Below are 24326 nucleotides of genomic sequence, written 5' to 3' on the forward strand. Positions count from 1 at the left end.
TCCTCATCATCCGGCCGAACGGGGGGATGTCGGGCCCCCGTCGGCGTCGGTTCACTCGGTTTCGGGGAGCCGGCCGTTGCCTAGCTTGGTGCGGAGATATGACGCCCGGGCGATGTTACGCTCATCGCTGCTCAGCTCGGCCCCCTGGAGCCGCTGGAGGTGGGCCGGCTGCGTGTGGATGAACAGCTCGTTGACGGTCGGAATTTCCAGGTCGTCGATCAAGCCTAGGTTAATTCCGAGCCGGACGCTGGAGAGCAGCAGCATCGTCTCCTCGCTGGAGATCTGGTGCGCCGTCTTAAGCTGGCCGTAGGCGCGGCTCACCTTGTCCAGCAGCTGGTTCCGCTTCTCGCCCAGCAGCGCCTGCCTGGCCTGGCGCTCGTAGGTGATGATCTGCGGGATGACGTCGTTGAGGTTCCTGATCAGCTCCAGCTCGCTCTTGCCCAGGGTCTGCTGGTTGGAGATCTGATAGAAGTCGCCGAACGCCTGCGTCCCCTCGCCGTAGAGCCCGCGCACCGCCAGGTTGATCTTCTGCAGTGCCCGGAAGACCTTCTCGATCTGCTTCGTCTCGACCAGGCCCGGAAGGTGCAGCATCACGCCCACCCTGATCCCGGTCCCGACGTTGGTGGGGCAGGCCGTCAGGTAGCCGAGCTGCGGGCTGAAGGCGTAGTCGAGCCGCGCCTCGATCTGGTCGTCGAGCCGGTTGATCCGGTCCCAGACGTCGTGCAGCGAGAGGCCCGAGAGCATCACCTGGATGCGGAGGTGGTCCTCCTCATTGACCATGATCGAGATGTTCTCGCGCGGGCCGATGGCCACGCCACGCGGCCAGTCGGCCGCCTGGTGCTCGCGGGAGATCAGCTGCCGCTCGACGAGGAATTGCCGGTTCAGCGAGCTCATCCCGTTGACGTCGAGGTACGACAGCTCCAGCTCGCCGGGCTGGATGATCTTCGACTTGAAGGTCGCCTCGATCTCGGCCTTCTCGCCGCGGCTGGCGCGGTTGATGAACGGGAAATCGGCCAGGTTCCGGGCCAGGCGGATCCTCGAGCACATGACGATGTCGCTCTCGGGGCCCGAGCCCCTGAGCCACTCGCCGGAAGTCCCTGTCAGGTCATCCAGGTTCATTCGTCGCCGTCCTCGAGGCGGAGTTGGTCGCGGAGTCGCGCGGCCTGTTCATAATCCTCGCGGGCGATCGCCCGACGCAAGAGGGATCGCAGCCGGAGCCGGTCGACACCGCGGGCCGGCCGCCTCGGCCGTTTGCCCACGTGACGGGTGGCCCCCTGCGTGCGACCCAGGATCGGGATCAGGCCGATCGAGAACGCCTCGTAGTCCCGCGGGCAGCCGAGCCGGCCGCCGCGGCGGAATTCCATGAACTTCAAGCCGCAATCCGGGCAGGTCAGCGCGGCCACCTCGCCGACGAGCTCGCCGACGTGCGCCAGGATCAGGCCCTGCACCACCCCCTCCAGAGGGAGCGGGGGGACTTCCTCCGCGGCGATCAGGCCCGCCCGGCGGGCGCACGGGCCGCACAGGTGAATTTCGCGCCGCCGGCCCTCGACGGTCTCGGTCACGTGGACCGTCGCCGTCTCGGTGCAACGCTGGCAAGTCGTCATTTGGTCGCGCCGTCGGCCCTGGAAGGGGGGAGGGGGGAGCGTTAATGGGAAGCTCAGCGGCCCTGCTCCCGCTCAATTTCCTTGATCTTATCGCGTAGCCGGGCGGCGGCCTCGTAATCTTCGGTCTCCACCACCCGCTTCAGGTCGTTCCGAAGCTGGATCAGCTTGACCTGGTCCTGGTTCGACCGAGGAGACCGCCTGGGCACCTTGCCCGCGTGCCTGGTCTCCTCGTGGATATTCTCCAGCAGGGGCATCAGGTCGTCGCGGAAGACCACGTAATCGTACGGGCATCCCAGCCTGCCGGTATTGCGGAACTCCTGGAATGTGATCTGGCAGACCGGGCACGTCTGCTTCTCCTGCGCGGGGGCAGTCCCCATGCCGCCCGGGGCGATCAGCTTCTGCGCCACCTTGCCGATGTCGGTCAACTCGGCCGCCTCCTCGGCGGGCGCCAGATGCTGCTTGGCGTGCTCATCGCAGAAATGAAACTCGTGCGCCTTGCCCCGCTCGATGTCCGTGATGTGGAACGTGGCGGACTTGGAGCATTTCTGGCACTTCATCCCCAGGTTCCTCCGGCCGGGCCCGGGGCTCCACCCCGACGCGACCCAGGCCCGACGCGTCCCCGGGGACGCACGCCGGGCCAGCCCACAGTCGAGCGAGGAGGCCGCAAAGCTCCGAGTCCCTATTCTAGGCCCCAGGCCCATCTTCAATCAACCGGATGGCGCCCGCCCCCGCGCGAACCTGCCCGCAAACGTGGCCATCCGGAATCATCGGACCACGCCGCAGCAGGCACCTTGCCGCTCGGTTGCCGCCCCCCCTCGGCCCCTGCTATCATCGCCCGGCCGTCCGACCCCGCGCGGCCGATCAGTCAGTTCGGGAAGGACTCGCCTCGATGAACCCGCCCGGCCCCGCTCCCGTCGCCCCCGGCAAGCCCATCCACCGGCCCAGGCTGCCCGAGTTCCTTGACCTCGCAGGCCAGGCCCGCTGCATTCCCGTCTATCGCCAGCTCAGCAGCGACTCGCTCACGCCCGTCTCGGCCTTCCGCAAGATCGAGCGCGGCGACCAGTCGTTCCTGTTCGAGAGCGTCGTCGGCGGCGAGAAGGTCGGCCGCTTCAGCTTCCTGGGCACCGACCCCTTCCTTAAATTCGAAGCCCGAGGCCCCGAAGTCGTCATCCGCCACCTCCGCCCCCACGCTGAGGAAATTCGGACTACCAGCGACGACCCCTTCCGCGAGCTGCAAGCCCTCCTCGACCGCTACAAGGCCGCCCCCATCCACGCCCTCCCGCGCTTCTCCGGCGGTGCCGTCGGCTATGCCGCGTACGACTCGGTCCGCTACACCGAGAGACTCCCCGACGCACCGCCCGACGACCGCAATCTGCCCGATCTCGCCTTCGCCTTCTATGACGCGATGGTCATCTTCGACCACATCCGCAAGACCATCCTCGTCGTCGCCCACGCCTTCCTCGACGACCACACCGACCCCGCCGCCGCCTACGACGATGCCGCCTGCCGCGTTGACGCCCTCGTCGACCGCCTCTCCGCTCCGGGCTCCGAGCTGCCGCCGGTCGACCTCGACACCGACGCCCCGTCCACGCTTCAGTACCAGTCGAACATGACCCGCGACCAGTTCGAGTCGGCCGTCCGCCACTGCCAGGAATACATCAAGGCCGGCGACATCTTTCAGGTCGTCCCCAGCCAGCGGCTCAAGGTCGAGACCACCGCGCAGCCGTTCGACATCTACCGCGTCCTGCGCGTGGTGAACCCCAGCCCGTTCATGTTCTACCTGACCTTCGGCGAGACCCGCCTCATCGGCAGCTCCCCCGAGATCCTCGTCCGCGTCGAGGACGGAGAAGTCACCATCCGACCCCTCGCCGGCACCCGCAAGCGAGGCGCCGACGACGCCGAGGACCGGGCCCTCGCCGAGGAACTCCTGGCCGATCCCAAGGAACGCGCCGAGCACATCATGCTCGTCGACCTCGGCCGCAACGACGTCGGCCGCGTCGCCGAGTTGTCCACCGTCCGGATCAGCGAGATCATGGCCGTCGAGCGTTACTCGCACGTCATGCACATCTCCTCAACCGTCATCGGCCGCCTGGCCGCCGGTAAGACCGCCTTCGATGCCCTCCGAGCCGGCCTCCCCGCCGGGACCGTCTCCGGGGCCCCCAAGGTCCGCGCCATGCAGGTCATCGACGAGGTCGAGCCCCACCGCCGGGGCCCCTACGGCGGGGCCGTCGGCTACATCGACTTCACCGGCAACATGGACACCTGCATCGCCCTGCGGACCATGGTCCTCCAGGGACAGACCGCCTACATCCAGGCCGGCTGCGGAGTCGTCTACGACAGCATCCCCGCCGACGAATACGAGGAGACCCTCAACAAAGCCCGAGGCCTCCTGAAAGCCATCGAGATCGCCCAGGACCAACTCTCCCCACCGCCCGCCTGACCCCTCTCGGGTGCCATGCTCTCGCGAAGCGTGAGCATGAAAACACAAAGCCCCGCCGATGCATTCCTGGGCCCGGTCCCCGCACCATGCCCGAAGCTCATTGCAGCCGCTCCCAGAAGCAGGCCCAACGTAGCCGCGCGGAAAAGCCCAGGGGCTGTTGAATCGAAATAAACTTGCTTGAAAGTTGTCCCGCGGCCATGCTGAGTTTCGATGGCTTGTCGGCGTACAGACTCCTGCAAATCAGAGCACGCCTATGTCACTCACTGCGGTTTTCATCGAAGTTCCAGAGGGCTACGTCGCGTTCGTCGAGGAATTGCCCGGCGCAAACACTCAAGGTGCGACCCTGGATGAGGCTCGCGAGAACCTCCATGAGGCCGTGGCCCTGATCCTGGAAGCCAATCGACAATTGGCGGAGCAATCGATTGAGGGGTGTCGGGTGACACGCGAGCCGTTCGTTTTGCCGGCATGAAACGCCGCGACCTCGTCCGTCACCTGGAAGCGAATGGTTGCTTACTCCTTCGAGAGGGCGGCCGCCATACCGTGTTTGTCAACCCGGCCATCCCTGTCACGTCGACGGTCCCGCGACATAACGAGATTCATGAGTTTTTGGCCCGCAAGATCTGCCGCGATCTGCGTGTTCCCGAGCCCTGATCGCCGGCCACTTTTCCTGAGAGATCAATGGGAAGGCGAGGGACGATTTCCGTCGCTCTGACCATGGCGTCCTTCATCGGGAACCTTCTCAGCTTGAAGATCTCCTGAAAATCGTTGTAGGATCCCCATCAGCCACTCGATTGGAATGGAGAAGTCGGAGCCCGCGTAGATTCGAAGCTGAAGTTGCCCCGACTTGTCCTGAATGATCCTCGCTCGGAAGTTTCCATTCTCCTCCAATTCAACATGCAGTTGATGATCTCGCATCGGGTCAGTCATGATCTCCGCTGTCCAATTGATAGTAAACCTCCTTTTGTTTTGGCATGGTCCGTTCAAGTCAAATTAAGGCCGTCGCGGATCATGCCGCGATCGACTGGCCATTTCAAGGGGCGCCGGGCCTCGAAATAACGATCAACCACGATCACCAGTTGCTCGCCTTAACGCTTCCAGTGGCGGGCTGAGGGATCGTCGTCCAGGCCTGTGATGCGGTTGACATTGTGCTCGCGGACGGCGGCGTCGGTGCCAAGCCGGCTTTCGTCGAGGGTTTCGGCGTTGCGGAAGGTCTCGGCGGTGGTCCCCTCGGTGTACCAGGTATGCGGGCCGTACTCGATGTCGCTCGATTCGCCCGCCCTGACGGGATTCCAGGCCCACCCTTCCTTGGCTGCGATGAGGGGCCCCATGCCGTAGGGCGCCGCCCCACGTTCGAAACGCAATCGGCCCACTCACAATAGAGCGGGCCGATGCGTGGTTGAAGCGAAGCTGATCCGCCTCAGTAAGAGTCTGAGCTGATGACCTCGCCGCCGGCGATCGAGCCGATCCCTCGCCAGACCGGCATACTGATTGAATTCTTGACAAACTGGACGTGGCCGTCGGCGAAGGCCGCGTTCACGCCGCCGGCGTGCTGGCTGCGGGCCCCCAACACGGTGTTCTTGGCCAGCGATTGGATGATGCAGGGGGGAGCGCCCCCCAGATTGGCCGGGTTGCAGTAATTCGACCAGAGGACATCGGGGAGGCGGCTATTGGGCGACAGGTTGGTCTCGAAGGCCGCCGCGTAGCCCCAGTGCACGAACCCTCGCAGGTCGCCAGGCTGCTTTCCCTGGATGATCTCCGAGATGACCATCGTGTTGCTCGTGCCATCGGTGATCGATGCGAAGGTCACGGTGCCGGACTGCGAGACCGTGTACCCCTTGGGGCCTCCGTTGACGGCCGTGGCCGGCCACATATCCGTGAACGGGGCCTTCTGGAACGACACCAGGTCGTCGCCGGTCCCGATCGTGGGAAGCTGATACATCGTCGTGTTGCCGAAGTTCGCGGCGTAATTGAACGAAGGAATCCCGGACAGGGGTTTGTTCGGCTGGTCGCTGGGGCAGAGATAGACGTTAAACAGTGTCTGCGAGATCGTGGTATTGGCGGCGCCGCTGTAGCGCAGGACCGTCGCGTTCGAGCCGCCGGCCGCCCCCGCGGTCGAGTTATCCCCGGCGAAATTCCAGCCGTTGAAGGCCGCGGTCTGTTCCATGGCCGGGAGCACGAAGACGACCCAGGTGCCCCAGCAGCATCCCTTGATGCCGGCCGGCAGGCTGCCTTTGGTCGACTCGTAATTGGCCAACCCCAGGCCGATCTGCTTCAGGTTGTTGGTGCACTGCATCCGCCGGGCGGCCTCGCGGGCCGATTGCACGGCCGGCAGGAGCAAGGCGATCAGGACCGCGATGATGCTGATGACCACCAGCAGTTCGATGAGGGTGAAACCCCTGCGTTGAGCGTTGCGCATCGGAATCCTATGAATCAAGGAAGGATCAAGCCGGGCGAGCGATTAGCGTCCGCGAAGGCGGGGGGATCGGGCTTTGCTCAGGCCGAAGTCGAATCTGTTGGCATGGCCCGAAGCGATGGTCGCGCCAAGGGCCGAGATCGGCGTGTAGACCGTCCCCGTCGCGAGCCCGGCCTGCCTGGGTGTCGGCTCGCCGGGGGCCTGATCGACCTGCCCGGCCGGCTCGACGGCCTCCTCCGGGGTGATCGAGACGCCATAGTCGCCCGCGGCCGGGCCGTCGGATGCGGGGATCGAGTAGGCCCCGGCGACGATCTGGCCCCAGGCCGCACCCCTCGAATCCCCACCCCTCGGGATGAACTGAATCGTGCCCCGAGCCATCGGCTTGCCGTCGAGCGTCACCATGCCGGAAACCGCCTCGCGGGCCAGGCCGTCCCCTGCCGAGCAACCGCCGCCGGCCAGCAGCGCGAGGGCCACGAATCGGGCCACCGGCCGCGTCTCAAGTCTAAACATCAACAAGATCCATCGTTCTTACTTCTTCCGAGGCGCGTTCGGGATTGTCGCTCGGTTGAAACCGTCGCCCGATGCTGCAGCACGCCCCGGGCATTCATCACTCGTTCCCAACGAGAGTAGCCGGCTTCCGTGAATGTTTAATGAATGAATTAAGAGATTCCAGGAATCGCGTAAAATGTTCAATCATCAAGGGTTGCCGCGACGAGCGAGACGGAGCCTCCTTTGACGTCGTCTACGACAGCATCCCCGCCGATGAATCCGAAGAGACCCTCAACAGGTCCCGAAGCCTCCTGAATGCCTCCGAGATCGTCCAGGGCCAGGTCAGCCCGCTGGGCGTTTATGTCGACTCCGGTTGCATGCCAACCATCCTTTCAGGGACGTTGTCGATGCGATTGGGCCGATCGAACTGATACCCAACGGGCCGGAACCGGGGCGCACGCTTTTGATCGTGGTCTCCATGTTCTTGCTGTGTCCGTGGCCCAGGCCGCCGCGTTCACGCCATCCTCGCGGAGCAGATGCCGCCTTCTGCGGCAACGCCCGATCAGGCCCCGACGACGGGGGTCGGCACCGGCCCCGAGTAGTTCGCCATGAACGTGGGTACGGAAACCCCGGCCGACGGCAATGACGCCCAGCTTCTCATCCCGGGGCGGGTCTGGACCATGTAGGCCCAGTGGCCGATCTGGGTTCCGGACGATGTCGTCGTGAACATCTGGTTCTCCATCGTCCACTGGCCGCGTTGCCGATTCATGGTCCCGTACCCCTGGACAACGCCGGTCGACGACGTGAACGCGAGCAAGACCCGCCCCTGGGGCGTCACCGACCCGAGCAATGCCGAACTTGTCGGATTGCCTTGTCCCAGTTGCGTGACCGTCTTCCCCCAGAAGTAGCCGTTGCGATAGCCGCTGATGTGATAAACGGTCTGGTCGCGCACCGGGACGATGGCACCGGAGTCCGAGTTGTAGATAATCGCGGAGAGGTTCGGCTTCGGCACGATCCAGTAGGTATTCGCCAGCCAAGCCCACCTCTCCGCAGAGGCCGCCGCTCCCTGGCGCAAGGCGGAAACTTCTGTGGCCCGGTGCAAGACGGCCGGGGAAGCCGCCATGAGCATCCGTCCCTCGAGAAGCTCGAGCCCGAATCCACGATTTCTCCGTGAGCGAAGTTCATCTGCCATGGTCGTAGCCCACGAGTGGTTCGATCCGAGGCCCGTTATCATTTGTGGGCCATCCATGGCAATCTAGGACATGGGGAGAATCGGCGGCGAACGTAAAGTTGTAATGCAGATATGGATTGCTGGACTTGCCCAGGTGAGCCGTACGGGGACGCTACGCAGGCCCCTGAGACGACGAGCGCGATTCGAGGTGCGAGCTTGCAAGGACGACCTCGTGCCCTTTGAATGGCCATCTCGGCCAGGGTGGCCGATCAATTCCTACTTACACGAGATGCCGACGCGGCGGAGACGTCAGCCAGTCTTTTAACCTCGATAGCGCTCGTTCGACCTTTGCTAGCTCCCCTGCCTGCAATTTTCCGTGAATCTCGTGGCAGGAGGCTTGGAGCGCGAAATAGGTCTTCAGGGCCGCCGGGTGGACATCCGACGCCTCGTCCTCGATGGCATAGGCGATCGCCAGTTCCTCGTCCGTGAGCCCACGCCATAGCTCCTCGCTTCGGTCGTACAGTTCGGCCATACGCAGGAGTTGCTCCCGTGCCGGATGCGAGGCCCCGGCCTTCAGTCGGTCGACGTTTTCCTGTCGGCGACCGGAGCAGATCGCCTCCACGGCCGCACCGTCGTCCGACGCGTAGGGATAGAGCGTCGTGCCGAAACGATCGAGGAACCAGGCCGGAAGGTTGGGCGGCTCACCACCGTCGCGGTCGAATGGCAACGCCGGGTCGGCACGCCATAAGTAATCCAGATGACCGAACCGTTCGCGATACAGGTCAGTGCAGTTCTCGCCGGCGCCCAGCCTCGGATGTCGCAGGGGGTATCGTGTCCCGGCGTCCTGGGCGAGAAACACGACGAATTGCCCGCCCGTCAGAGGCAGATGCTTGTACCAGCTATGGGCGGCGCAGATGTGCCTCGCGAACCCGGCATATTGTGCCGCCGATGGCTGGGGGAGCGAGGACATCATTTCGTGGAGGGCCATGTGTTAGCGACCCATGCGTTATCACTGACCGATTGGTGGAATCTGGCCAGTTCCGGGATGAGGCACCAGGAGAGAGCACTTTGGACTGCCCATGACTTGAGCCCGGAAACAGTCCATCAGGAACTCCGACACGTTCCGGCCCTGCTGACGGCACGTCACCGCCACGCTCCGCACCCGCTCGACGAACCTGCTGGCCCACTCGCTCGCCATCCCCTGCTCGACTTCCGCCATGACACGGCGAGACGATGTGCCCGCGCGGCCACATGTTCGTCGGCTTGGTTCCCGGCAACCTGAAGAAGGTCCACAGGTGCCCCTCGTTCTCCGGCAACATCCTGCACGTCGCCGCCGTCTCCTCGCTGACGTTCGCCGCGCCCCGGTCCAACGCCTGCCGGACGCCCCACCGGATCGGACCAGAGAGGTTGATTCTACGGGCGTACTGCACAGAAAGCTCGAGCCCGTGAACGGCTAGGTCCTGAGAACTCAAGGTGAGATACGGGTCGCCCCGTTCAACTCAATGGCCTCGAAGTAGCGGTCGAAGACGACCGCGAGCTGCTCGCCATAGAGCTTCCAGTGGCGGGCTGAGGGGTAGTCGTCGAGGCCGGCGATGCGGTTGACGTTGAATTCGTGGACGGCGGCGTCGATGCCGTAGCGGGCGAGCCAGCCTTCGCCCAGGGTCCCAGCGTTGCGGAAAGTCTCGGCGGTGGTCCCTTCGGTGAACCAGGTGTGCTTGCGCAATAAAGATTCGAAGGTCTTCATGCGGGCGAGAGAGCGATCGAGGTCGGGGATGGGGGGGCGGCTGAGGTGGAGCTGGCCGTTGCCGTCGTTGTGCAGCTCGAGGGCCAGGTGCGGGCGTTTGCCTTGCTCGATCATCGACTCCAGCCAGCGCTCGAGGGCGTGGTTCTCGGGCGAGAGCGCGGGGTCGGCGGGGCGGTCCCAATTGCGGTTGAGGTCCTTGCCTCGCAGGTTGAAGCGGGTCCGGCCGCGGGCCACTCCGTCCTTGTTGGCCATCGGCATCAGATAGACGCAATAGTGGTCGAGGAACCGTCTCGACTCGGCGTCGTCCTTCAAGAGCCGGTCGACCAGGCCCTGCGCCACCCAGTTGGTCCCCGCCTCCCAGGGATGGGCCCTGGCCCGAAGGAAGACGCGCCTGGGGGCGTCGTCGCGGCCAATTCTGACGATCTCCAGCCCTCGCCCTTCGACCGTCTTGCCGATCTGCGTCACCTGGACGAGCGGGTTGCCCGCGATCGTCCCCAGCCATTTGTCGAGGTCGGACAGGCGATAGGGCTCGACGCGGGCTACGTCCAGCCGCGGACCCGGCATCGTCACGGTCAGGCGCACCCGGGCGTCGTCGACCCGTTCCAGCGGGACCGGCTTCCAGTTCAGGCCGTCCTCGGAGACGACCACCAGCTTCAACTCGCCGGCGACCGACGCCCGCCGGCCGTTCCAGACATTCTCCAGATTCCTGAACTCGAACGTCAGCTTGGACCCCGTCGCCGCCTCGACCCGGAAGTGGAGATGCCCCGCGGCCCGATTCGGAGAATCCCGCTCGTGGTCATACAGCAGTTGGACCAAGATTGTGCCGTCGGGGGCCGACTCATACCAGAGCGGCGACGCATTCTCGAACCCCGTGTCGATGAACGCCAGCCCAGCACCCGGCCGGTCCGGCGCGGGCGGGGCCTGCGCCGCCGCATTAAGGGCCGACCAGCCGAGCGACGCGGCGAGCGCGAGGCATCGAATACGCATGAGTAACCCCTGATCCTTCCGTCGCCGAACATCGTCTGACAGTCCGCTCGATTCTCGCGCAGGCGGAGCCCCCGGACCAGTGGCCTCGAAGGCCCGATCGAGGTTCAACGCGCCCTCGCTCCTCCCATTCCAGCGAAGGACCTCGAAGCCGCCCCGGTCCCGGTCGGCCACATCAGTTCGTTCGGACTCTGTCCTCAAACCAGGACGTTCTCAATAGGCAACAGATTGCCCAGAAGATTGTTGCCGGTTTTTCGCCGCGATCGCAACTGAAAGAGCGTGCTGCGCCCAGCGATTAATCTCGATCCGGCGTGCCAAGCCTTCTTTGGCAATTCGATCTCAAGGGATACCCTCCACGCCACCCTACATCCGGGTTGCGAAGGTGCGATCTCCAGCGTACAAGCCGCGTCCTTTAACCGGGCACGCGATCGTAACTCAGATGGGGATGACGCGCAATCATTCCTGCAAGACGAGGCTCAAATTGCAGTAAGTCTTGTTGTGAAAATGATTTGCATTAGATTTTTTGGCGAATGTCGATCCGCCAGTCTTCCAGTTCAGTGCGGAACGAAGCCACTTTCTCTGCGAAACGAACCCAAAACTTAAAAAACGAAACGAACCCGGCGCCGGAGCGAAACGAACCCAATCGTAGCGAAGGTCAGTTTCCTCCTCGGGCTTCTCAAGGAGTCGCGGGACTGCCTCAAGAGAATCGCGCGAGAGGAGGGGCGCCTCGGTAATCGACCGATGATGCAATTTTGCAGCACCTCGATCGATGCCTTCAATCGAGTCGTTCGAGCGAAACTTCAGGTTCAAGGCGGGCGACCGCGGCCGGCTCGATTGCCCCGGCGTCCCAGACCTCAGCGTTGGCCGAGGCACAGGCGATGCCTCGCCTCAAGGTGTCTTCGACATCGAGGCTCGCGATGAGGGAGTCGGCCAGTCCGGCGAGCAGGCTGTCGCCGGAGCCGATCGGATTAACCACCCGGATGGTGGGCGGCTCAATGCGGTAGCGGGCACCACTGGCGCGGGCCAGGACCGCACCCGGCCCGTCGGTCACCAAAGCGAGTCGAACGCCTCGGTCCGACCATGACCCCAGAAGCTTCCAGAGATCCTGATCCGAAGGCTCGGCGATGCCCAGGAATCCGCCGGCCTCGCGACGATTGAGCTGGAGGACGTCGGGCCAGGCGTCGCCGAGGGCTTTCAGCGGCGGGCCGTAGGTGTCCAGCAAGCCCGGGATTTCTCGGAGCCGGGCCAGGCCGATCAGCTCGGCGTAAGTTGTGTGGGTTTCAAGGGAAGGGCTCGATCCGGAGAGGGTCAGGGCCTCGATTCCGCCGCCGGACATGGCGGCCTCCACCAGGCTCAGGAGCCGTTCCGCCTCGTCCTCGGAAATCGCCGGGTCGGGGTCGAAGAAGGCCGTCTGGTCGGCGGTCCCCTCGGACAGCACGGTCAGGATCTCGCGGGTTGGCGAGGCGGTCGGGATAACCAGGGGGTCGAATCGGTCCTGGACCTCGAACAGGGTGCGGCAGCGATCGCCGACCGACCCGCCCAGGAAGGTCACCGGACGCGCGACCCGCCCCAGCCGGGCCAGGGCCCTGGCCACGTTATTCCCCTTGCCGCCGACGACCTCTCGAACGGACAACCCGCGCACGTTCTGGCCGGACGACCAGGGAGGCACGGTCAGCGTCTTGTCCAGGCACGGATTGAGGGTCACGCACAAGATCATCGCCGCCTCGTCTTCCGCAACATCAGCGATGGAAATAGGTTGCGGTCGCCAGTTCGGGATCCTGGGCGACGGCCAGCGGCTCGGTCGGGCTGTCGATGCCAACCCGTCGCCGGACTACGTAGAGCGGTCTGCCGCGGACCTGGTCGAGCATCCGGCAGAGGTATTCGCCCAGGACCCCGAGGCAGACCAGCTGGGACCCGCCCAGGAACGCGATCAGAAACGCAACCCAGGCCCATCCGGGGACTTCGGCCTGCCCGGTCAGGGCCAGGGCTCCAGCCAGAATCGCCGCCAACGAGGCGCAGAACGCCAGGGCCGCCCCGGAGACGCTGGCAAGCCGGGGAGGGGCGTCGCTGAAGCCGATCAGGCCGTCGAGCGCCAGCCCGATCAGCTTGCCCAGCGTGTACTTGGGTTGACCGCCCGCCCGCTCGGCCCGGTCGACCGGGATCCCACACTGCCGGAAACCGACCCAGGCCCGAAGCCCACGGACGTACCGCCGATGCTCGGGCATTGCGTTGATCAGGTCGACGACCCGCCTGGACATGACGCCGAAGTCGCCGGCGTCGCGGGGCACATCGATCGACCCGGCCTTGCTCATCAGCCGGTAGAAGCCGGAATAGGCCAGACGCTTAAGAAGACCCTCGGCTCGGCTGGCCCGCACCGCGTAGACGACATCCCAGCCCTGAAGATACGCATCCCAGAGCGAGTCAAGGGCTTCGGGCGGATCCTGGAGGTCGCCGTCCATCACCGCGACGGCCTCGCCGCGGGCCGCGACCAGCCCGGCCGAGATTGCCGCCTGGTGGCCGAAGTTGCGGGAGAGGCCCAGCACACGGAACCTGGGGTCGGCCTGATTGGCGCGAGCCAGGGCCGCATAGGTGCCGTCGGTCGAGCCGTCGTCCACCACGACGACCTCGGCATCCACCCCCAGCCGATCCAGGACCCGGGCGAGTCGGCGGACCAGCTCGGCGATGTTGGCCTCCTCGTCGTAGACGGGCACTACCACCGACAGCTCGGGGCGAAACGAGGCCCGACCGGCGCCGCCGAAATGCGGCCTCGTCGTCGAGGGTTCATCGTGTCGCATGGCTCGTCCTCGTTTTTTCATGGCTCAGGCGGCCTCGGCCAGGGCCGAGTCGGGCGTGTCGTCTCGGCGGGCCAGGGCGATCAGGCTGCCGCCCACAGGCCATCGAACCAGCCGCCCGATCGAGTGGTCCAGCCTGCTCAGAAGGTCGAGCGCGGCGTTGATCGGCCTCGGTGGGATCGAGACCCGATACTCCGACTCATCCGTGGCGGGGGCCAGCCATCGGCGGGCCAGCAGCGGGCCGACCGTCCAGGCGAACGCATGGCGTACGTCCACAACCCTCAGACCCGCCCCCTCGATCACGGCGGCCAGGTCTCGCATTCGATAGCGCCTGCGGTGCTCGTTGACCACGTCATGACGGCTCCAGAGCGAGGGCATCGCCGGCACGGTCAGCAGCAGCCAGCCGCCGGGAGCCAGCGCCGACCGAGCGGCCTTCAACGACCCGAGATCGTCGTCCAAGTGCTCCAGCACGTCGAGCATCACAACTAGGTCGTAAGGGGTCGTCGCCCGGAATTCGGGGCCGAAGGGGACGACGCGGATAGCACCGGGATGGGTCGCTTCGGCCGCCAGTCTTGCGTCGGGCTCGAGCCCCTCGGCCTCGCCAAGATTGGCCAGGGCATCGAGGACGACCCCGGCGCCGCAGCCGACGTCGAGGATGCGGGCACCCTCGAGGCGGGGGAGGGCGGCCAGCCGTTTCAGGACCAAGGCCTGGCGCGAACGCCACCACCAGTGGCGGCGGGCAAGCTCGGCATAGGCTCGGGCGTAGTCGTCGCGCACGTGCGGAATCCGGCCGGCACGCCGGCACGCCCGGGGGCAGGGGGGAGATCCATCTCCCCGCCTCAACTGCGGAATGGGCCGGGCGCGGCGGGCCAGCGGGATGGTCGCCGAGCCTGCCCGCGCCGTCAAGGTCGACCGTCGGAGGTTCAGGCAGGGGGCCGACGCCAGGCCCAGGTCCAGTGCCGGTCGGAGGTCATCTTGACCCCCGCGGGATCGTATCCCAGGCCGGCCACGATCGACCGAATCTCGGCGAGCGTCAGCGACGCATTCAAGGAGTCGCGGAACAGGTCGCGAGCCTCGGCCGACTCCAGCGAGTTGTACAACTCGACGAGGAGGTCGACCTCATAGGCGGAACCGGGCCGGAAGAGATCCCGGATAAAGAGGGTGCCGCCGGGGGCGACCGACCGGGCCATCTCGGCCAGGGCCGGGGCGGGGTCGGGGATGTGGTGGACGATCGAGTTGCTGAGGACCGCCTCGAAGAGCCCTTCGTCGCCATCGAGCCGCTTGGCGTCGGCGAGCTGGAGTCGGATCCGCCCGGCCAGGCCCGCGGCCTCGACGTTCTGGGCCGCCAGGTCGAGCATGTGCCTGGCAAGGTCTACCCCGACGACGCGGGCGGCGGGGTCTGCCAGGCAGAGCGCGATCGGAATCTGGCCGGGGCCGGTCCCCACGTCGAGGATCTCTCCCCCCCGGCAAGGTCCGTGGAACGCGAGGAAGTCGGCCACGAAACGGAGGTTGACCGCCGAGTGGTCCATCGCGTCGTAATTTCTCGCCTCCTCGGGCGAGTCCATCGCTTCGGGCTCGAGCACTCGCGGAATCATGGCAAACACCGTGGCCAGACGGGACGGGGCGTGACGGGGGAGCCGGCCCTGTTGGCGGCCGACTCCCCGACGGTGGACATGTTAGGCGCCTTTGATGGTCGCCGTAGCCTTGCGGAGATTGTCGAGGCAGGCCTTAATATCGGCCATCGGATGCTCGGGGTTCTCTTCGTATTCGAGCGCCACGCAATAGGGGTACTTCACCTTGGCCAGTGCCTGCACGTACTCGGCGAGCTTGAGGTCGCCCTCGCCCAGAATCGTGAATGTCTTGGCGTCCTTGACGTCCTTCAGGTGGACGCCGTAGGTGCGCTTGGCGAAGCGGTGGATGGCCTCGACCGGGTCCTGGTTCGACCGCAGGAGGTGGCCGGTGTCGTTGCACAGGCCGATCCAGTCGCTGTGCCCCTTGATCGCCTTCTCGACGATGTCCAGGGTGTTGTAGCGATGGCCCGGCCCGTGAGGGTGGATGCCCACGCCAATCTTATACTCCTCGACAAGCGTGTCGAGGTTGTCGAACGAGTCCGGGTCCGGGTCGGCCGAGATATAGTCGACGCCCAGGGCCTTGGCGAACTCGAACGTCTTGCGGTTGGCGTCGATGTCCTTGCCGAAGTGGACCACGCCGTAGCCGATCACCTTGACCTGGGCGGCCTCGGCGAGCTTGCGCGCCTCGCCGATCTTGGCGCTGTCGTCGGCGGTCGGGATGTGGGCGTTGTACGATTCCCAGTAGTGCAGGCCCAGCTCCCTGGTCCTGGCCAGGGCCTCTTCGAACTTGAAGTGACGCAGGGAATAGCTCTGGATGCCCACCTTGAGAGGGCCGTATTCGCCCTCGTGGAAGGTGCGGGCCAGGGCATTCCGGCCCAGGGCCAGTGTCCCGGCCAGGGCCAGGCCGCTGGCGAGGAAATCGCGTCGGTTCGATCGAGACGCGTCGGCATTCGGTCGCATGGCAAGTCGCTCCGTGGGTCCCGTCGAGGGCCGACCCCCCGGCATCTGCTCGGCGGGCCGGAGGGCGAACGTAACCCAATCGGCGGCCAGTCGCCAGGGGCCCGCGGCGGACGCTTGAGGGCCGCCGGCCGACTGTGCTAGGTTGGTTGCGTCGCGATTGCGGACCCCCCTCGCCTTCGACTCCTGCGGAGGACTCTCCGATGCCACCGAGCCACGGCAACCTGGGCATCCTCAGACCCGTCGGCGGGGGAGACCCCGTCCAGATCGAGAAGGCCGAGCTGACCATCGGCCGACGGGCCTCCAATGACATCATGCTCGACTTCGAGAACGTCTCGAGCAAGCATTGTGTGATGCGCCTGATCAACGGCGTCTGGAACGTTCGCGACCTGGGCAGCACCAACGGGACCACCATCAACGGCTTGCGCATCAACAGTGAGCAGACGGTGATGCCCGACGACGAGCTCGGCATCGCCTCGCACCTGTTCAAGATTGACTATGAGCCGAGCGGCCAGGCCGTCATCGCCGCCAGCTCCCTCTTCGACGAGGAACTGGCCGAGGCACGCGGTAAGCGGACCTCGCTCCTGGAACTCGCCGGCCTGGCCGACGAGGACAAGCCCAGGCGCACCCGGCCTTCGAAGGCCCCCGAGAAGATCGAGCGGCTTGCCGCCGATGAGGGAGACTTCGAAGAAACGATGCCACGCGACTTCAAGCACGGCAAGGTCGCCGCAGACGCCACCAGCGACGAGGACTTCCTCAAGTTCATCGAGGATGAGCTGAAGTAGACTGCCGCCGAGGGAAGGCCGCCCCAACTCCCGCGGGGCGGCCCGTTCGTCATTTGATGAGCCTGGACAGCACGGCGTCCAGGTTCTCGCCGCGAAGGTCGATCCTCGTGATGATCCCCTCCGGGTCGATCAGGTAAGACGCGGGGATGTTCACCACGCCGAAGGCCTCGACGAGGTCGCCGTTGCACGTCGGGTTGTGCACCTGGGTCCAGGGGAGCTTCTGCTCCTTGAGGAAGTCGGTCACTGTAGACTTCGTCTCATCCAGACTCACGCCGACGATCTCCAGGCCCTTGGCGTGATAGGCCGCATAGGCCGCCTGAAGCCTGGGCAGCTCCTCAAGGCAGGGCTCGCACCAGGTCGCCCAGAAATCGACCAAGACATACTTGCCTCGCAGTGCGGTTGACCGGACGGGCTTGCCGTCCAGGTCCTTCACGTCGAAGGCGGGGGCCGGCTTGGTCACGCGGTCGAGGCGGGCCAGGTCCGCGGCCACCTTCTGGGCCAGCGTCGAACTCTCCTTGAACCGGTCCCGGACCAGCTCCAGCACCCGGCCGGCCACTCCGTGCTTGCCCGCGGCGACGGCGGAACCGGCCAGGTTGTCGGCGAAATTGACCGCGAACTCTTCCTGATCATCGCCGCTCAGGCCTTCCAGGAGCTGCTGGTATCTCACCAGCGCCCCGTCGAAGTCGGCCGCCTGGGCCCGGGCCATGGTCGACACGATGAGCGCCAGGCCGCGCACCGCCCCATCGGGCCTGTCGGTGACATAGGCATTTGCCGTCGCCTCCTGATCGGCGAACCAGTCGTGGGCGATGGTGACGTCGAACAGCGTTGCGTACGCCTGGTCCAGGTCGTCGGCCTTGGGGTCGGCCTTGGCGTAAGCGAGCAGGTCGGCGATCAAGGCTCGATCATGCCTGGACTTGATCGCGGCGACGCCCGTCTCGGCGGGTGCGGCGGGCTCGGCCGCCATCGAGGGCGAGGCCAGCAGCAGGAGTGCGAGCAGTTGCGGCTTCAAGCTTCGGTCCTCCCGTTGAAATCAGTCGATCCCATGACGTGGGCCCTGCTCCGGCGGGCCCCGAGCAAGAGCCGGGACCACCGGGCTCGTGCGCGGACCCCGCCGGCCCAGGGCCCGCGAGTCTCACACTTGAATGATGCCGGGACGACGCCGGGCTCAGGCGCCGCTGGGGATGGCTCCGGCCTGGGACTGGGCCCGAACCCTGGAGGGGCGGGCCCCGGCGACGACGGGGACCAGGTTGCCGATGAGTTGTTCCCAGCGGGTGCAGCAGGCGTCCTTCTCGTGCCAGTCCAGGAACGCGGCGCGGCCGCTCTGGCCCTGGCTGGCGGCCTCTTCGGGGTTCTCGGCCAGGCGGATGAGGCCGGCGGTCAGGGCGTCGGTGTCGCCGAGCCTCACGGTCAGGCCGCAGTGCGACCGCCGGATGGTGTCGGCGCTCTCGCAGTGCTCGGGGCCAACGAAGATGGTGGGCCGGCCCGAGGCCATCGCGCCGTAGAGCTTGCCGGGGACCACGATGCCGGTCATCTCGCGCCTCATCGAGATCAGGTGGACATCCGCCACCGTCAGCGACTCGTGGAGTCGACCGCGGGGGAAATAGCCCATCAAGCGGACGTTATCGAGCCCCTCGCGCTCCTTCGCCTCGACGACCTCGGCGAGCCTGGGGCCGCCGCCGACGAAGAGGAAGACGATATCGTCGCGGTCGCGCAGCCGGCGGGCGGCCTCGAGGAAGTCGTCGAACGTGTGGGCCAGGCCGAGATTGCCCGAGTACATGGCGACGAACTTGCCTTCGAAGCCCAGCTCACGCCGGAGCGCGTGCCCTTCGCGCGGGATCGGATAGATCTCGTCCTTGCGGCTCCAGACGGGGATCTGCGCAATCCGGTCGTCCCTCACTCGCTTGGCACGGATCAGGTCGGCCATGTAGGGGCCGAGGACCACGACCTTGTCGGCCTGCCGATAGACGGCGTTGCTCAGCCAGGCCAGGCCGGCGACCACCGGGTTTCTGATCGACATCCGCCCCAGCGCGATGCTGGCGTCGGGGTGCAGGTCCATGCTCCAGAAGACGTGTCTCGAGCCCTTCAGTCGCCTGAGAATCGTGCCGATGAGGCCCAGAATCGGCGGGGTGGTCAGGGTGACGACGGCATCGAAGCGGGGGAGCATGATCGCCGCGAACGCCGCCCGCAGGTAGAAGCTGAGGTAGTCGAGCATCCGGGTCAGCGTGCTCTTCCGCCCCAGCGCGGTGGCCGGCACCCGATGAATGTGTACGCCGTTGTGCGTCTCGGACCGGGGGGAACGCGGCTCGCCCGGCTTGTAGCCCCCCTGGCTGCACAGGACGTGGCAGTCGTGCCCCTGCGCGGCGAGGTGCTCGGCCAGGTCGGTCAGGTGCTGGGCCGTCGACGCGTGGTCGGGCCAGTAATACTGGTTGATGAACAGCAGTCGGCGCGGGCCCTCGCCGTGCGACGCGGCCGAGACGACGCCGCGCCAGGCGGTGGCGGCCCCGAGGTCGGAGGGGGCATCCTCGATGCGCCAGACCCGGCCCCTGGACCCAGCGTGACCGGAGCCCAGGCCGACCCCGATTCCCTTGGGAATGTTCACCACTTGGAATCCGCCTGAGCCTTGTTGGCCCGGTACCAGGCGATCGTCTTGGACAGGCCGTCTCGCAGGCTCGTGGGCGGCACCCAGCCGTCCAGGGCCCGGGTCATCCGGCTCACGTCGAGGACCTTCTTGAGCGCCCCGTCAGGCTTGTCGACGTTCCAGGTCATCTTGCCCTGGAAGCCCGAGACGTCGTGGACGGTCTCGGCCAGCTCGCGGATCGTCGTGCCGACGCCGGTGCCGATGTTCAGGGGGAGGGCCGTGTCGTCGTACTTCTCGGCGGCCAGGACGATGGCGTCGGCGCAATCTTCAACATAGATGAATTCGCGGATCGGCTTGCCCGTGCCCCAGACCTCGACGCTGGGCGCCTTGGCCAGGTCGGCCTCGACCCACTTGCGCACCAGGGCGGCGACGACGTGCGACCTCTCGGGGTTATAGCTGTCGCCGGGCCCGTACAGGTTCGTCAGGATCAGGTGGATCGAGTCCAGCCCAAACTGCTTCTTGTAGGCCACGCCCTGCACGGCGAGCATCTTCTTGGTCAGGCCGTAGTTCACCACGCTGGCGTGGCAGGGGCCGGCCCAGAGGTCTTCCTCCTTCAGCTCGCCCTCGAGATAGCCGGGGTAGCTGCAGGCGGTGCCGATGTTGACGACCTTGCCCACCTTGGCCAGGCGGGCGGCCTCCATGAGGTTGGCCCCCATGACGAGGTTGCGGTAATAGAGCGTGGCGGGCTGGGAGACGTTGATGCCGATGCCGCCGTAGTAGGCCGCGGCGTGGATCAGGACATCGCAGGGATGCTCGGCCAGGCAGGTCAGGCACGAATCCAGGGCGGTGAGGTTGTAGTCGCGCTGGCGCGGGACGAATACCTCGGCGCCGTAGCCCTGAAGTCGCTTGACGACGTGGATGCCCAGGAAGCCGGCGCCGCCGGTGACGGTGACCCGTTTGCCCGACCAGAAGCTATGCATGGTTGTTCCTCCCTGAATGATCGAGATGGGTGCACCCGGCCTCGGGGGAAACCCCCCCGGGCCCGGCGCGGCGGGCATCCCCTGCCGGATTGGGCGGTCGCAGTCGGGACGGGTCGCCCCGAGAGCTTCGCCGCTCAGATCGGGGAAACCCCCCATCCTGCGCGGCGGCCGCCTCGATGCCGGCGGGTGTCGACGAACGATCGGATTTTCGAGGTGCTGGTTCAGCTTCGCCACACGCGGTGGGATGGCCACGCGGTCGGTGCGGCGGGCCGGGCTGCGGCCCGCCTCGTCTCGCCGGTCTGCGATCAGACGTTGGCGTACGGGTTCTGGAACTCGATGAGCTTGGCGGCGCTGACAAGCTCGGCCACGCCACGGTCCAGGTCGACGGTGGTCTCGAAGCCCTTCATGCGGATCTTCTCGTAGGAGACCTCATAATTCCGCTGGTCGGCGTCGCTGCCCACCTCGGCGAAGTGGAGGTAGTAATTCACATGCTCGAGGATCTTGCGGGCGACGTCTTCCTTGGTGAAGTTCATGCTCTCGTGGCCGACGTTGTACACGTCGTCCTTGATCGAGCTCCAGCGGTCCAGCGCGAACATGATCGAGCGGGCCATGTCGCGGACATGGACGAAGGTGCGCTTGAACCCGCCCTCGTAGACGATCAGGTTCCGGTTCTTCACCGCCTGGTAGGTGAAGTCGTTCGGCATCAGGTCGAGCCGCATCCGGTTGCTGACGCCGAAGGCGGTGGCGTACCGGTAGGCGACGCTGTTGCCGGCCTGGAGGACCATCTCCTCGGCCGTCGCCTTGGTCTCACCGTAGAGGGTGATGGGTGCGGTCGGCGTGTTCTCATTGCAGACGTAGTCGGGGATCGATCCGTAGATGCTTCCGGTCGAGGCGAAGATGACCTTCTGGTCGGGCTTGCGCAGCTCGAGCAGGGTGCGAGTCCCCTCGACGTTGGTCTGCTGGGCGACCTGCGGCTCCTTCTTGCACGCCGGGTAGCCGACGATGGCGGCCAGGTGCACGATGGCCTCGACGCCATCGAGCGCGACCTTGAGACCGGCGGGGTCGGTGACGTCCCCCTTGATCAGCTCGAACGAGCGATTCGAGCAGCACGGCAGCAGGCCATGGCCGCCGAACTTGAGCGAGTCATACACGCGGACTTTGTGCCCCTGCTCGAGCAGCATGGGGACGAGCGTGGAGCCGACATAACCGGCGCCGCCGGTGACGAGAATACGCATGGCGACCATCCTTGGTGTAACTGGGGCAGTCTCGAGTGGTGAAGTCGTCAGTCATTGACGAAGGGCAGGCGAGACGGGCGGGCGCTGGTGCAGGCCCCGTCCTTGCGGCCCTCGGTCGAGTTGCGTCGTGGGGCCAGGCTCGGAGACCCGTGCGTCTCGATCCGAAATCGCTCGGCCCGCCTCCGCGGTGCCTCGCCCGGACCCTACCGACAAGCCTGACGTGGAGCATGATCGAGAAGTCATCGAAGCCTGTCAACGCCAGTTTCCCCGACATCCGTGCCGGGCGTCCCGCGGAAGACTCACGCCGATCCGTCGCAAAACCGCCGCGGGGCCCGACACGAGTCGCGTCATACGTGGGGGAGATCGTCCTGCTCAGCTCCGTTAAATGTCCGGGACTTCGGGACCCGCACATGTAAGTCAGACTCATTCGATTGTGCAGATGGGTTGGCGCCACCGTCCATCACGCCGAGCCGCCGCTCTTGCAAGGGGGGATGGCCGATCATCCCCCGGCGCTCGGGCCGCCCCAGAGTTCAATGGGCCGATGGAGCATCATCTCAAAGCCATGCGCAGTAGAGACGCGGGCGCACGCGCCATCAAAGCGAATTTGCGCCAGCCGTCGATTCGCCAGGCAGACCGACTCGGTCAGCCTCCGCCCGCGTCTTCGCCATCTGCGAGTGCCGCGGGCGAGACCTCGGCCCAGCCCGCGACTCGTCGCCCCTTGGCGTCGATGCCGACGACCTTGAAGACGAGCGTCCCCAGCGATCGGGCGACGCCGGGCAGGGGGATCGGCCTCGATTTGAGCGTGCCGCCCGCCGACAGTTCGGAGGTGCCGAACGCCGAGGCGATCCCCAGGGCGTCGAGACCGTCTCGTCGGAACGCCGCCGAGCGGGAATCGTCGGCCGGCACCAGTGGTTCCCATGCCAGGGCCTGAATGCGGACAGCGACCCCGTCGCGTTCGCGGAGCGTCGCGCTGACGCAGAGCTTGCCGTCGGCGCCGGCCACGGCTCGGACCCGGAGATCGACGCGGGCCAGGTCAACAGGGAGTGTGAGCGCGGTGACTTGCAGCCTGGCCGCTTCGGGGCCCTCGACCGTGAGCCGGATGGCTCCGAGGGAACTCCCCTCGACGACTGCGTAATGAGTCGACGTCCCCGCGGCCTCCCAGACATCGGTGAGCCCGCCAGGTGTCACGTTTGTGGATCTCGGCCCCGCGAGCATCCAGTCGTCCAGCGGCCCCCTCAACGCAAACGCCCGGAACAGGCCATCGGCCTTCGCCTGGGGCTCGAGCCCGCTGAGGAAAAGGGCAACCGACCAGCGGCGGAAGAGCGACGCGAAGGTCGCGCCGGTGGCGGCCTCGAGATTGTCCATCCCGCGCAGGCTCGAGCCGACGAGCCTGGTCACCAGATCCGGGCCGTGCAAGTCGGCGCACCAGCGGAGAAACAGGTAAGTGCCCCCGCGATTGCCATGGCTGCGCAGCAACTTGGCGGCGAAGTAGTCGGGCACGACCAGCCGGTATCGCTCGGGATTCGACAGGAAGGCGCTGATCCGATAGTCGAGGTTCGACCTGGAGAACCCGTGGAGGTCCTCGGCCAGATGGGCGATCGCCTCGTCGAGCCACGCTTCTTCGTCGGGGCCCGGGCGGCCGTCGATCGGGTGCGCGAGGGCCTTCCGGCAGAAGGTGGCGGCGTGGGTATATTCGTGCGCCACGACGGTGCGCAGGTGGGCCCCCGGCTTCATCGCCGGATTCAGGTACATCATGTCGCATCGATTGCTGAACGGGGCGCCGAGGCCCCGGTCGAAGTCGGCACCCCGGACGAAGCCGTCGAAGCTGTGGCGGCCGCCTCCGAATCTCGACAGCCAGCTGGACATCAGGACCGTGAATCGGCCGTCGCCATCCAGATCGGTCACACGCCCCAGGAGACGGGTCGTGGTGGGCTCGATCGAGTCGTCGAACGTGGCGACCAGGTCGCGCAAGGTGTCCGGATTGATGTTCCTGGAGTCGTCGCGGTCGGCATAGACCTGGATCCGGTGCCCCACCGCCTTCAACTCAGCCTCGATCGCACGGTAATTGCTCGGGCTTGCCGGGTCGCCTTCCCGCACCAGTAGATAGAACCGGCGTGTCGAAGGGGGTGCGTTGACGACCTGCGGGGACGGCTCCGACAGGGCGGTCGGTGGGTTGGGATGCGGAACCACAGCGCCATCATCGGCGATCCGGGCCGGCTTCAGTTCGGCCGCCTTGATTCCGGCCGCCGTCAGTTTGACCGAATAGGGGCCGGGATCAGCGGCCAGGGCCGACACGACGACGAGCACCTTCGACGCCGGGGTCCGCGTCGGGACGTCGATCTCGGCCTTGCCACGATCCACCGCGACCGCGACCGGACGCCCTTCGGTCCAGCTTGGATTGGTCGCGGCCTCGGTCGAACGGCTGAGGCCCATCGCCCCGAGTAGCAGCCATGCCCCGAGTCGCAATCGATATTGGCAACTAGATTTCCGTTGTTTTCGGGCCTCAGATCCCTGCATCGAGGCCCGCCTCCGACCCTGCCAGCCCCGAAGGGCCCGCTTGACGTACCAATGACCCGGCCCGAC

The 24326-nt window shown here is 66.2% G+C and carries 25 protein-coding genes; 5 read left to right on the forward strand and 20 right to left on the reverse strand.

What is annotated here, in order from left to right:
• Positions 1–51: 51 nt before the first annotated feature.
• The 3 genes from EP7_RS04210 to EP7_RS04220 are packed head-to-tail and all read right to left on the reverse strand — an operon-like array spanning position 52 to position 2161.
• Positions 52–1119, reverse strand: a complete 1068-nt coding sequence (locus tag EP7_RS04210) for a protein arginine kinase (RefSeq protein ID WP_463526340.1) — start codon at positions 1117–1119, stop codon at positions 52–54.
• Positions 1116–1604, reverse strand: coding sequence for a UvrB/UvrC motif-containing protein (locus EP7_RS04215; protein ID WP_463526341.1), 489 nt, complete (start codon positions 1602–1604; stop codon positions 1116–1118). Before EP7_RS04215 ends, EP7_RS04210 begins: the two co-directional genes overlap by 4 nt.
• 53 nt (positions 1605–1657) lie before the next feature.
• Entirely contained in the window at positions 1658–2161 is a 504-nt protein-coding gene (locus EP7_RS04220; RefSeq protein ID WP_463526342.1) for a UvrB/UvrC motif-containing protein, read from the reverse strand.
• Positions 2162–2493: 332 nt separating this feature from the next.
• On the opposite strand from EP7_RS04220, the gene trpE reads away from it, so the two are divergent.
• From trpE to EP7_RS04235, 3 genes are all read left to right on the forward strand, one after another.
• Complete coding sequence (trpE, locus tag EP7_RS04225; RefSeq protein WP_463526343.1) at positions 2494–4044, forward strand: anthranilate synthase component I; 1551 nt, start codon at positions 2494–2496, stop codon at positions 4042–4044.
• A 253-nt stretch (positions 4045–4297) separates the two neighbouring features.
• Positions 4298–4513: a type II toxin-antitoxin system HicB family antitoxin gene (locus tag EP7_RS04230; RefSeq protein ID WP_463526344.1), complete on the forward strand. Its 216-nt coding sequence runs from the start codon at positions 4298–4300 to the stop codon at positions 4511–4513.
• Complete coding sequence (locus tag EP7_RS04235; RefSeq protein ID WP_463526345.1) at positions 4510–4695, forward strand: type II toxin-antitoxin system HicA family toxin; 186 nt, start codon at positions 4510–4512, stop codon at positions 4693–4695. Before EP7_RS04230 ends, EP7_RS04235 begins: the two co-directional genes overlap by 4 nt.
• Positions 4696–4719: 24 nt before the next feature.
• Here EP7_RS04235 and EP7_RS04240 read toward each other — a convergent pair whose 3' ends face one another.
• The 6 genes from EP7_RS04240 to EP7_RS04265 form a co-directional block, all read right to left on the reverse strand.
• Positions 4720–4971 (reverse strand): hypothetical protein, encoded by a 252-nt coding sequence (locus tag EP7_RS04240; RefSeq protein ID WP_463526346.1) that lies wholly within the window; start codon positions 4969–4971, stop codon positions 4720–4722.
• Positions 4972–5129: 158 nt separating this feature from the next.
• The gene (locus EP7_RS04245) at positions 5130–5405 is read right to left on the reverse strand and encodes a hypothetical protein (RefSeq protein ID WP_463526347.1); all 276 of its coding nucleotides are present in this window, start codon (positions 5403–5405) and stop codon (positions 5130–5132) included.
• A gap of 56 nt (positions 5406–5461) precedes the next feature.
• Positions 5462–6460 carry a DUF1559 family PulG-like putative transporter gene (locus tag EP7_RS04250; protein ID WP_463526348.1) on the reverse strand — a complete coding sequence of 333 codons (999 nt, stop codon included), beginning with the start codon at positions 6458–6460 and terminating at the stop codon, positions 5462–5464.
• 42 nt (positions 6461–6502) lie between these two features.
• A complete protein-coding gene (locus tag EP7_RS04255) occupies positions 6503–6943 on the reverse strand; it encodes a hypothetical protein (RefSeq protein ID WP_463526349.1) in 441 nt (146 codons plus the stop codon).
• A 565-nt stretch (positions 6944–7508) separates the two neighbouring features.
• Positions 7509–8069, reverse strand: coding sequence for a hypothetical protein (locus EP7_RS04260; RefSeq protein WP_463526350.1), 561 nt, complete (start codon positions 8067–8069; stop codon positions 7509–7511).
• Between the two features lie 328 nt (positions 8070–8397).
• Complete coding sequence (locus tag EP7_RS04265; RefSeq protein WP_463526351.1) at positions 8398–9105, reverse strand: hypothetical protein; 708 nt, start codon at positions 9103–9105, stop codon at positions 8398–8400.
• A gap of 245 nt (positions 9106–9350) precedes the next feature.
• On the opposite strand from EP7_RS04265, the gene EP7_RS04270 reads away from it, so the two are divergent.
• Entirely contained in the window at positions 9351–9566 is a 216-nt protein-coding gene (locus EP7_RS04270) for a hypothetical protein (protein ID WP_463526352.1), read from the forward strand.
• 19 nt (positions 9567–9585) lie between these two features.
• On the opposite strand, the gene EP7_RS04275 is transcribed toward EP7_RS04270, so the two are convergent.
• From EP7_RS04275 to EP7_RS04300, 6 genes are all read right to left on the reverse strand, one after another.
• Positions 9586–10848, reverse strand: a complete 1263-nt coding sequence (locus EP7_RS04275; RefSeq protein ID WP_463526353.1) for a M14 family zinc carboxypeptidase — start codon at positions 10846–10848, stop codon at positions 9586–9588.
• A 772-nt stretch (positions 10849–11620) separates the two neighbouring features.
• On the reverse strand, positions 11621–12562 hold the full coding sequence (locus EP7_RS04280; RefSeq protein WP_463526354.1) for a 1-phosphofructokinase family hexose kinase: 942 nt from the start codon (positions 12560–12562) through the stop codon (positions 11621–11623).
• A 22-nt stretch (positions 12563–12584) separates the two neighbouring features.
• Positions 12585–13640, reverse strand: coding sequence for a glycosyltransferase family 2 protein (locus EP7_RS04285; RefSeq protein WP_463526355.1), 1056 nt, complete (start codon positions 13638–13640; stop codon positions 12585–12587).
• A 24-nt stretch (positions 13641–13664) separates the two neighbouring features.
• Positions 13665–14414, reverse strand: a complete 750-nt coding sequence (locus EP7_RS04290; protein ID WP_463526356.1) for a class I SAM-dependent methyltransferase — start codon at positions 14412–14414, stop codon at positions 13665–13667.
• A gap of 146 nt (positions 14415–14560) precedes the next feature.
• Positions 14561–15202 (reverse strand): class I SAM-dependent methyltransferase, encoded by a 642-nt coding sequence (locus tag EP7_RS04295; RefSeq protein WP_463526357.1) that lies wholly within the window; start codon positions 15200–15202, stop codon positions 14561–14563.
• Positions 15203–15313: 111 nt separating this feature from the next.
• Positions 15314–16168, reverse strand: a complete 855-nt coding sequence (locus tag EP7_RS04300) for a sugar phosphate isomerase/epimerase family protein (protein WP_463526358.1) — start codon at positions 16166–16168, stop codon at positions 15314–15316.
• Positions 16169–16368: 200 nt separating this feature from the next.
• Here EP7_RS04300 and EP7_RS04305 point away from each other — a divergent pair, with 200 nt between their 5' ends.
• Complete coding sequence (locus EP7_RS04305) at positions 16369–16950, forward strand: FHA domain-containing protein (protein ID WP_463526359.1); 582 nt, start codon at positions 16369–16371, stop codon at positions 16948–16950.
• Positions 16951–16999: 49 nt separating this feature from the next.
• Here EP7_RS04305 and EP7_RS04310 read toward each other — a convergent pair whose 3' ends face one another.
• The 5 genes from EP7_RS04310 to EP7_RS04330 form a co-directional block, all read right to left on the reverse strand.
• The gene (locus EP7_RS04310) at positions 17000–17959 is read right to left on the reverse strand and encodes a TlpA family protein disulfide reductase (RefSeq protein WP_463526360.1); all 960 of its coding nucleotides are present in this window, start codon (positions 17957–17959) and stop codon (positions 17000–17002) included.
• 156 nt (positions 17960–18115) lie between these two features.
• The gene (locus EP7_RS04315; RefSeq protein ID WP_463526361.1) at positions 18116–19549 is read right to left on the reverse strand and encodes a glycosyltransferase family 4 protein; all 1434 of its coding nucleotides are present in this window, start codon (positions 19547–19549) and stop codon (positions 18116–18118) included.
• Positions 19546–20508, reverse strand: coding sequence for an NAD-dependent epimerase/dehydratase family protein (locus EP7_RS04320; protein ID WP_463526362.1), 963 nt, complete (start codon positions 20506–20508; stop codon positions 19546–19548). The genes EP7_RS04315 and EP7_RS04320 overlap by 4 nt, the downstream gene beginning before the upstream one ends.
• Positions 20509–20813: 305 nt before the next feature.
• Entirely contained in the window at positions 20814–21743 is a 930-nt protein-coding gene (locus tag EP7_RS04325; protein ID WP_463526363.1) for an NAD-dependent epimerase/dehydratase family protein, read from the reverse strand.
• A 642-nt stretch (positions 21744–22385) separates the two neighbouring features.
• The gene (locus tag EP7_RS04330; RefSeq protein ID WP_463526364.1) at positions 22386–24209 is read right to left on the reverse strand and encodes a hypothetical protein; all 1824 of its coding nucleotides are present in this window, start codon (positions 24207–24209) and stop codon (positions 22386–22388) included.
• Positions 24210–24326: the final 117 nt, after the last annotated feature.

Source organism: Isosphaeraceae bacterium EP7 (assembly GCA_038400315.1).
Lineage (GTDB): Bacteria > Planctomycetota > Planctomycetia > Isosphaerales > Isosphaeraceae > EP7.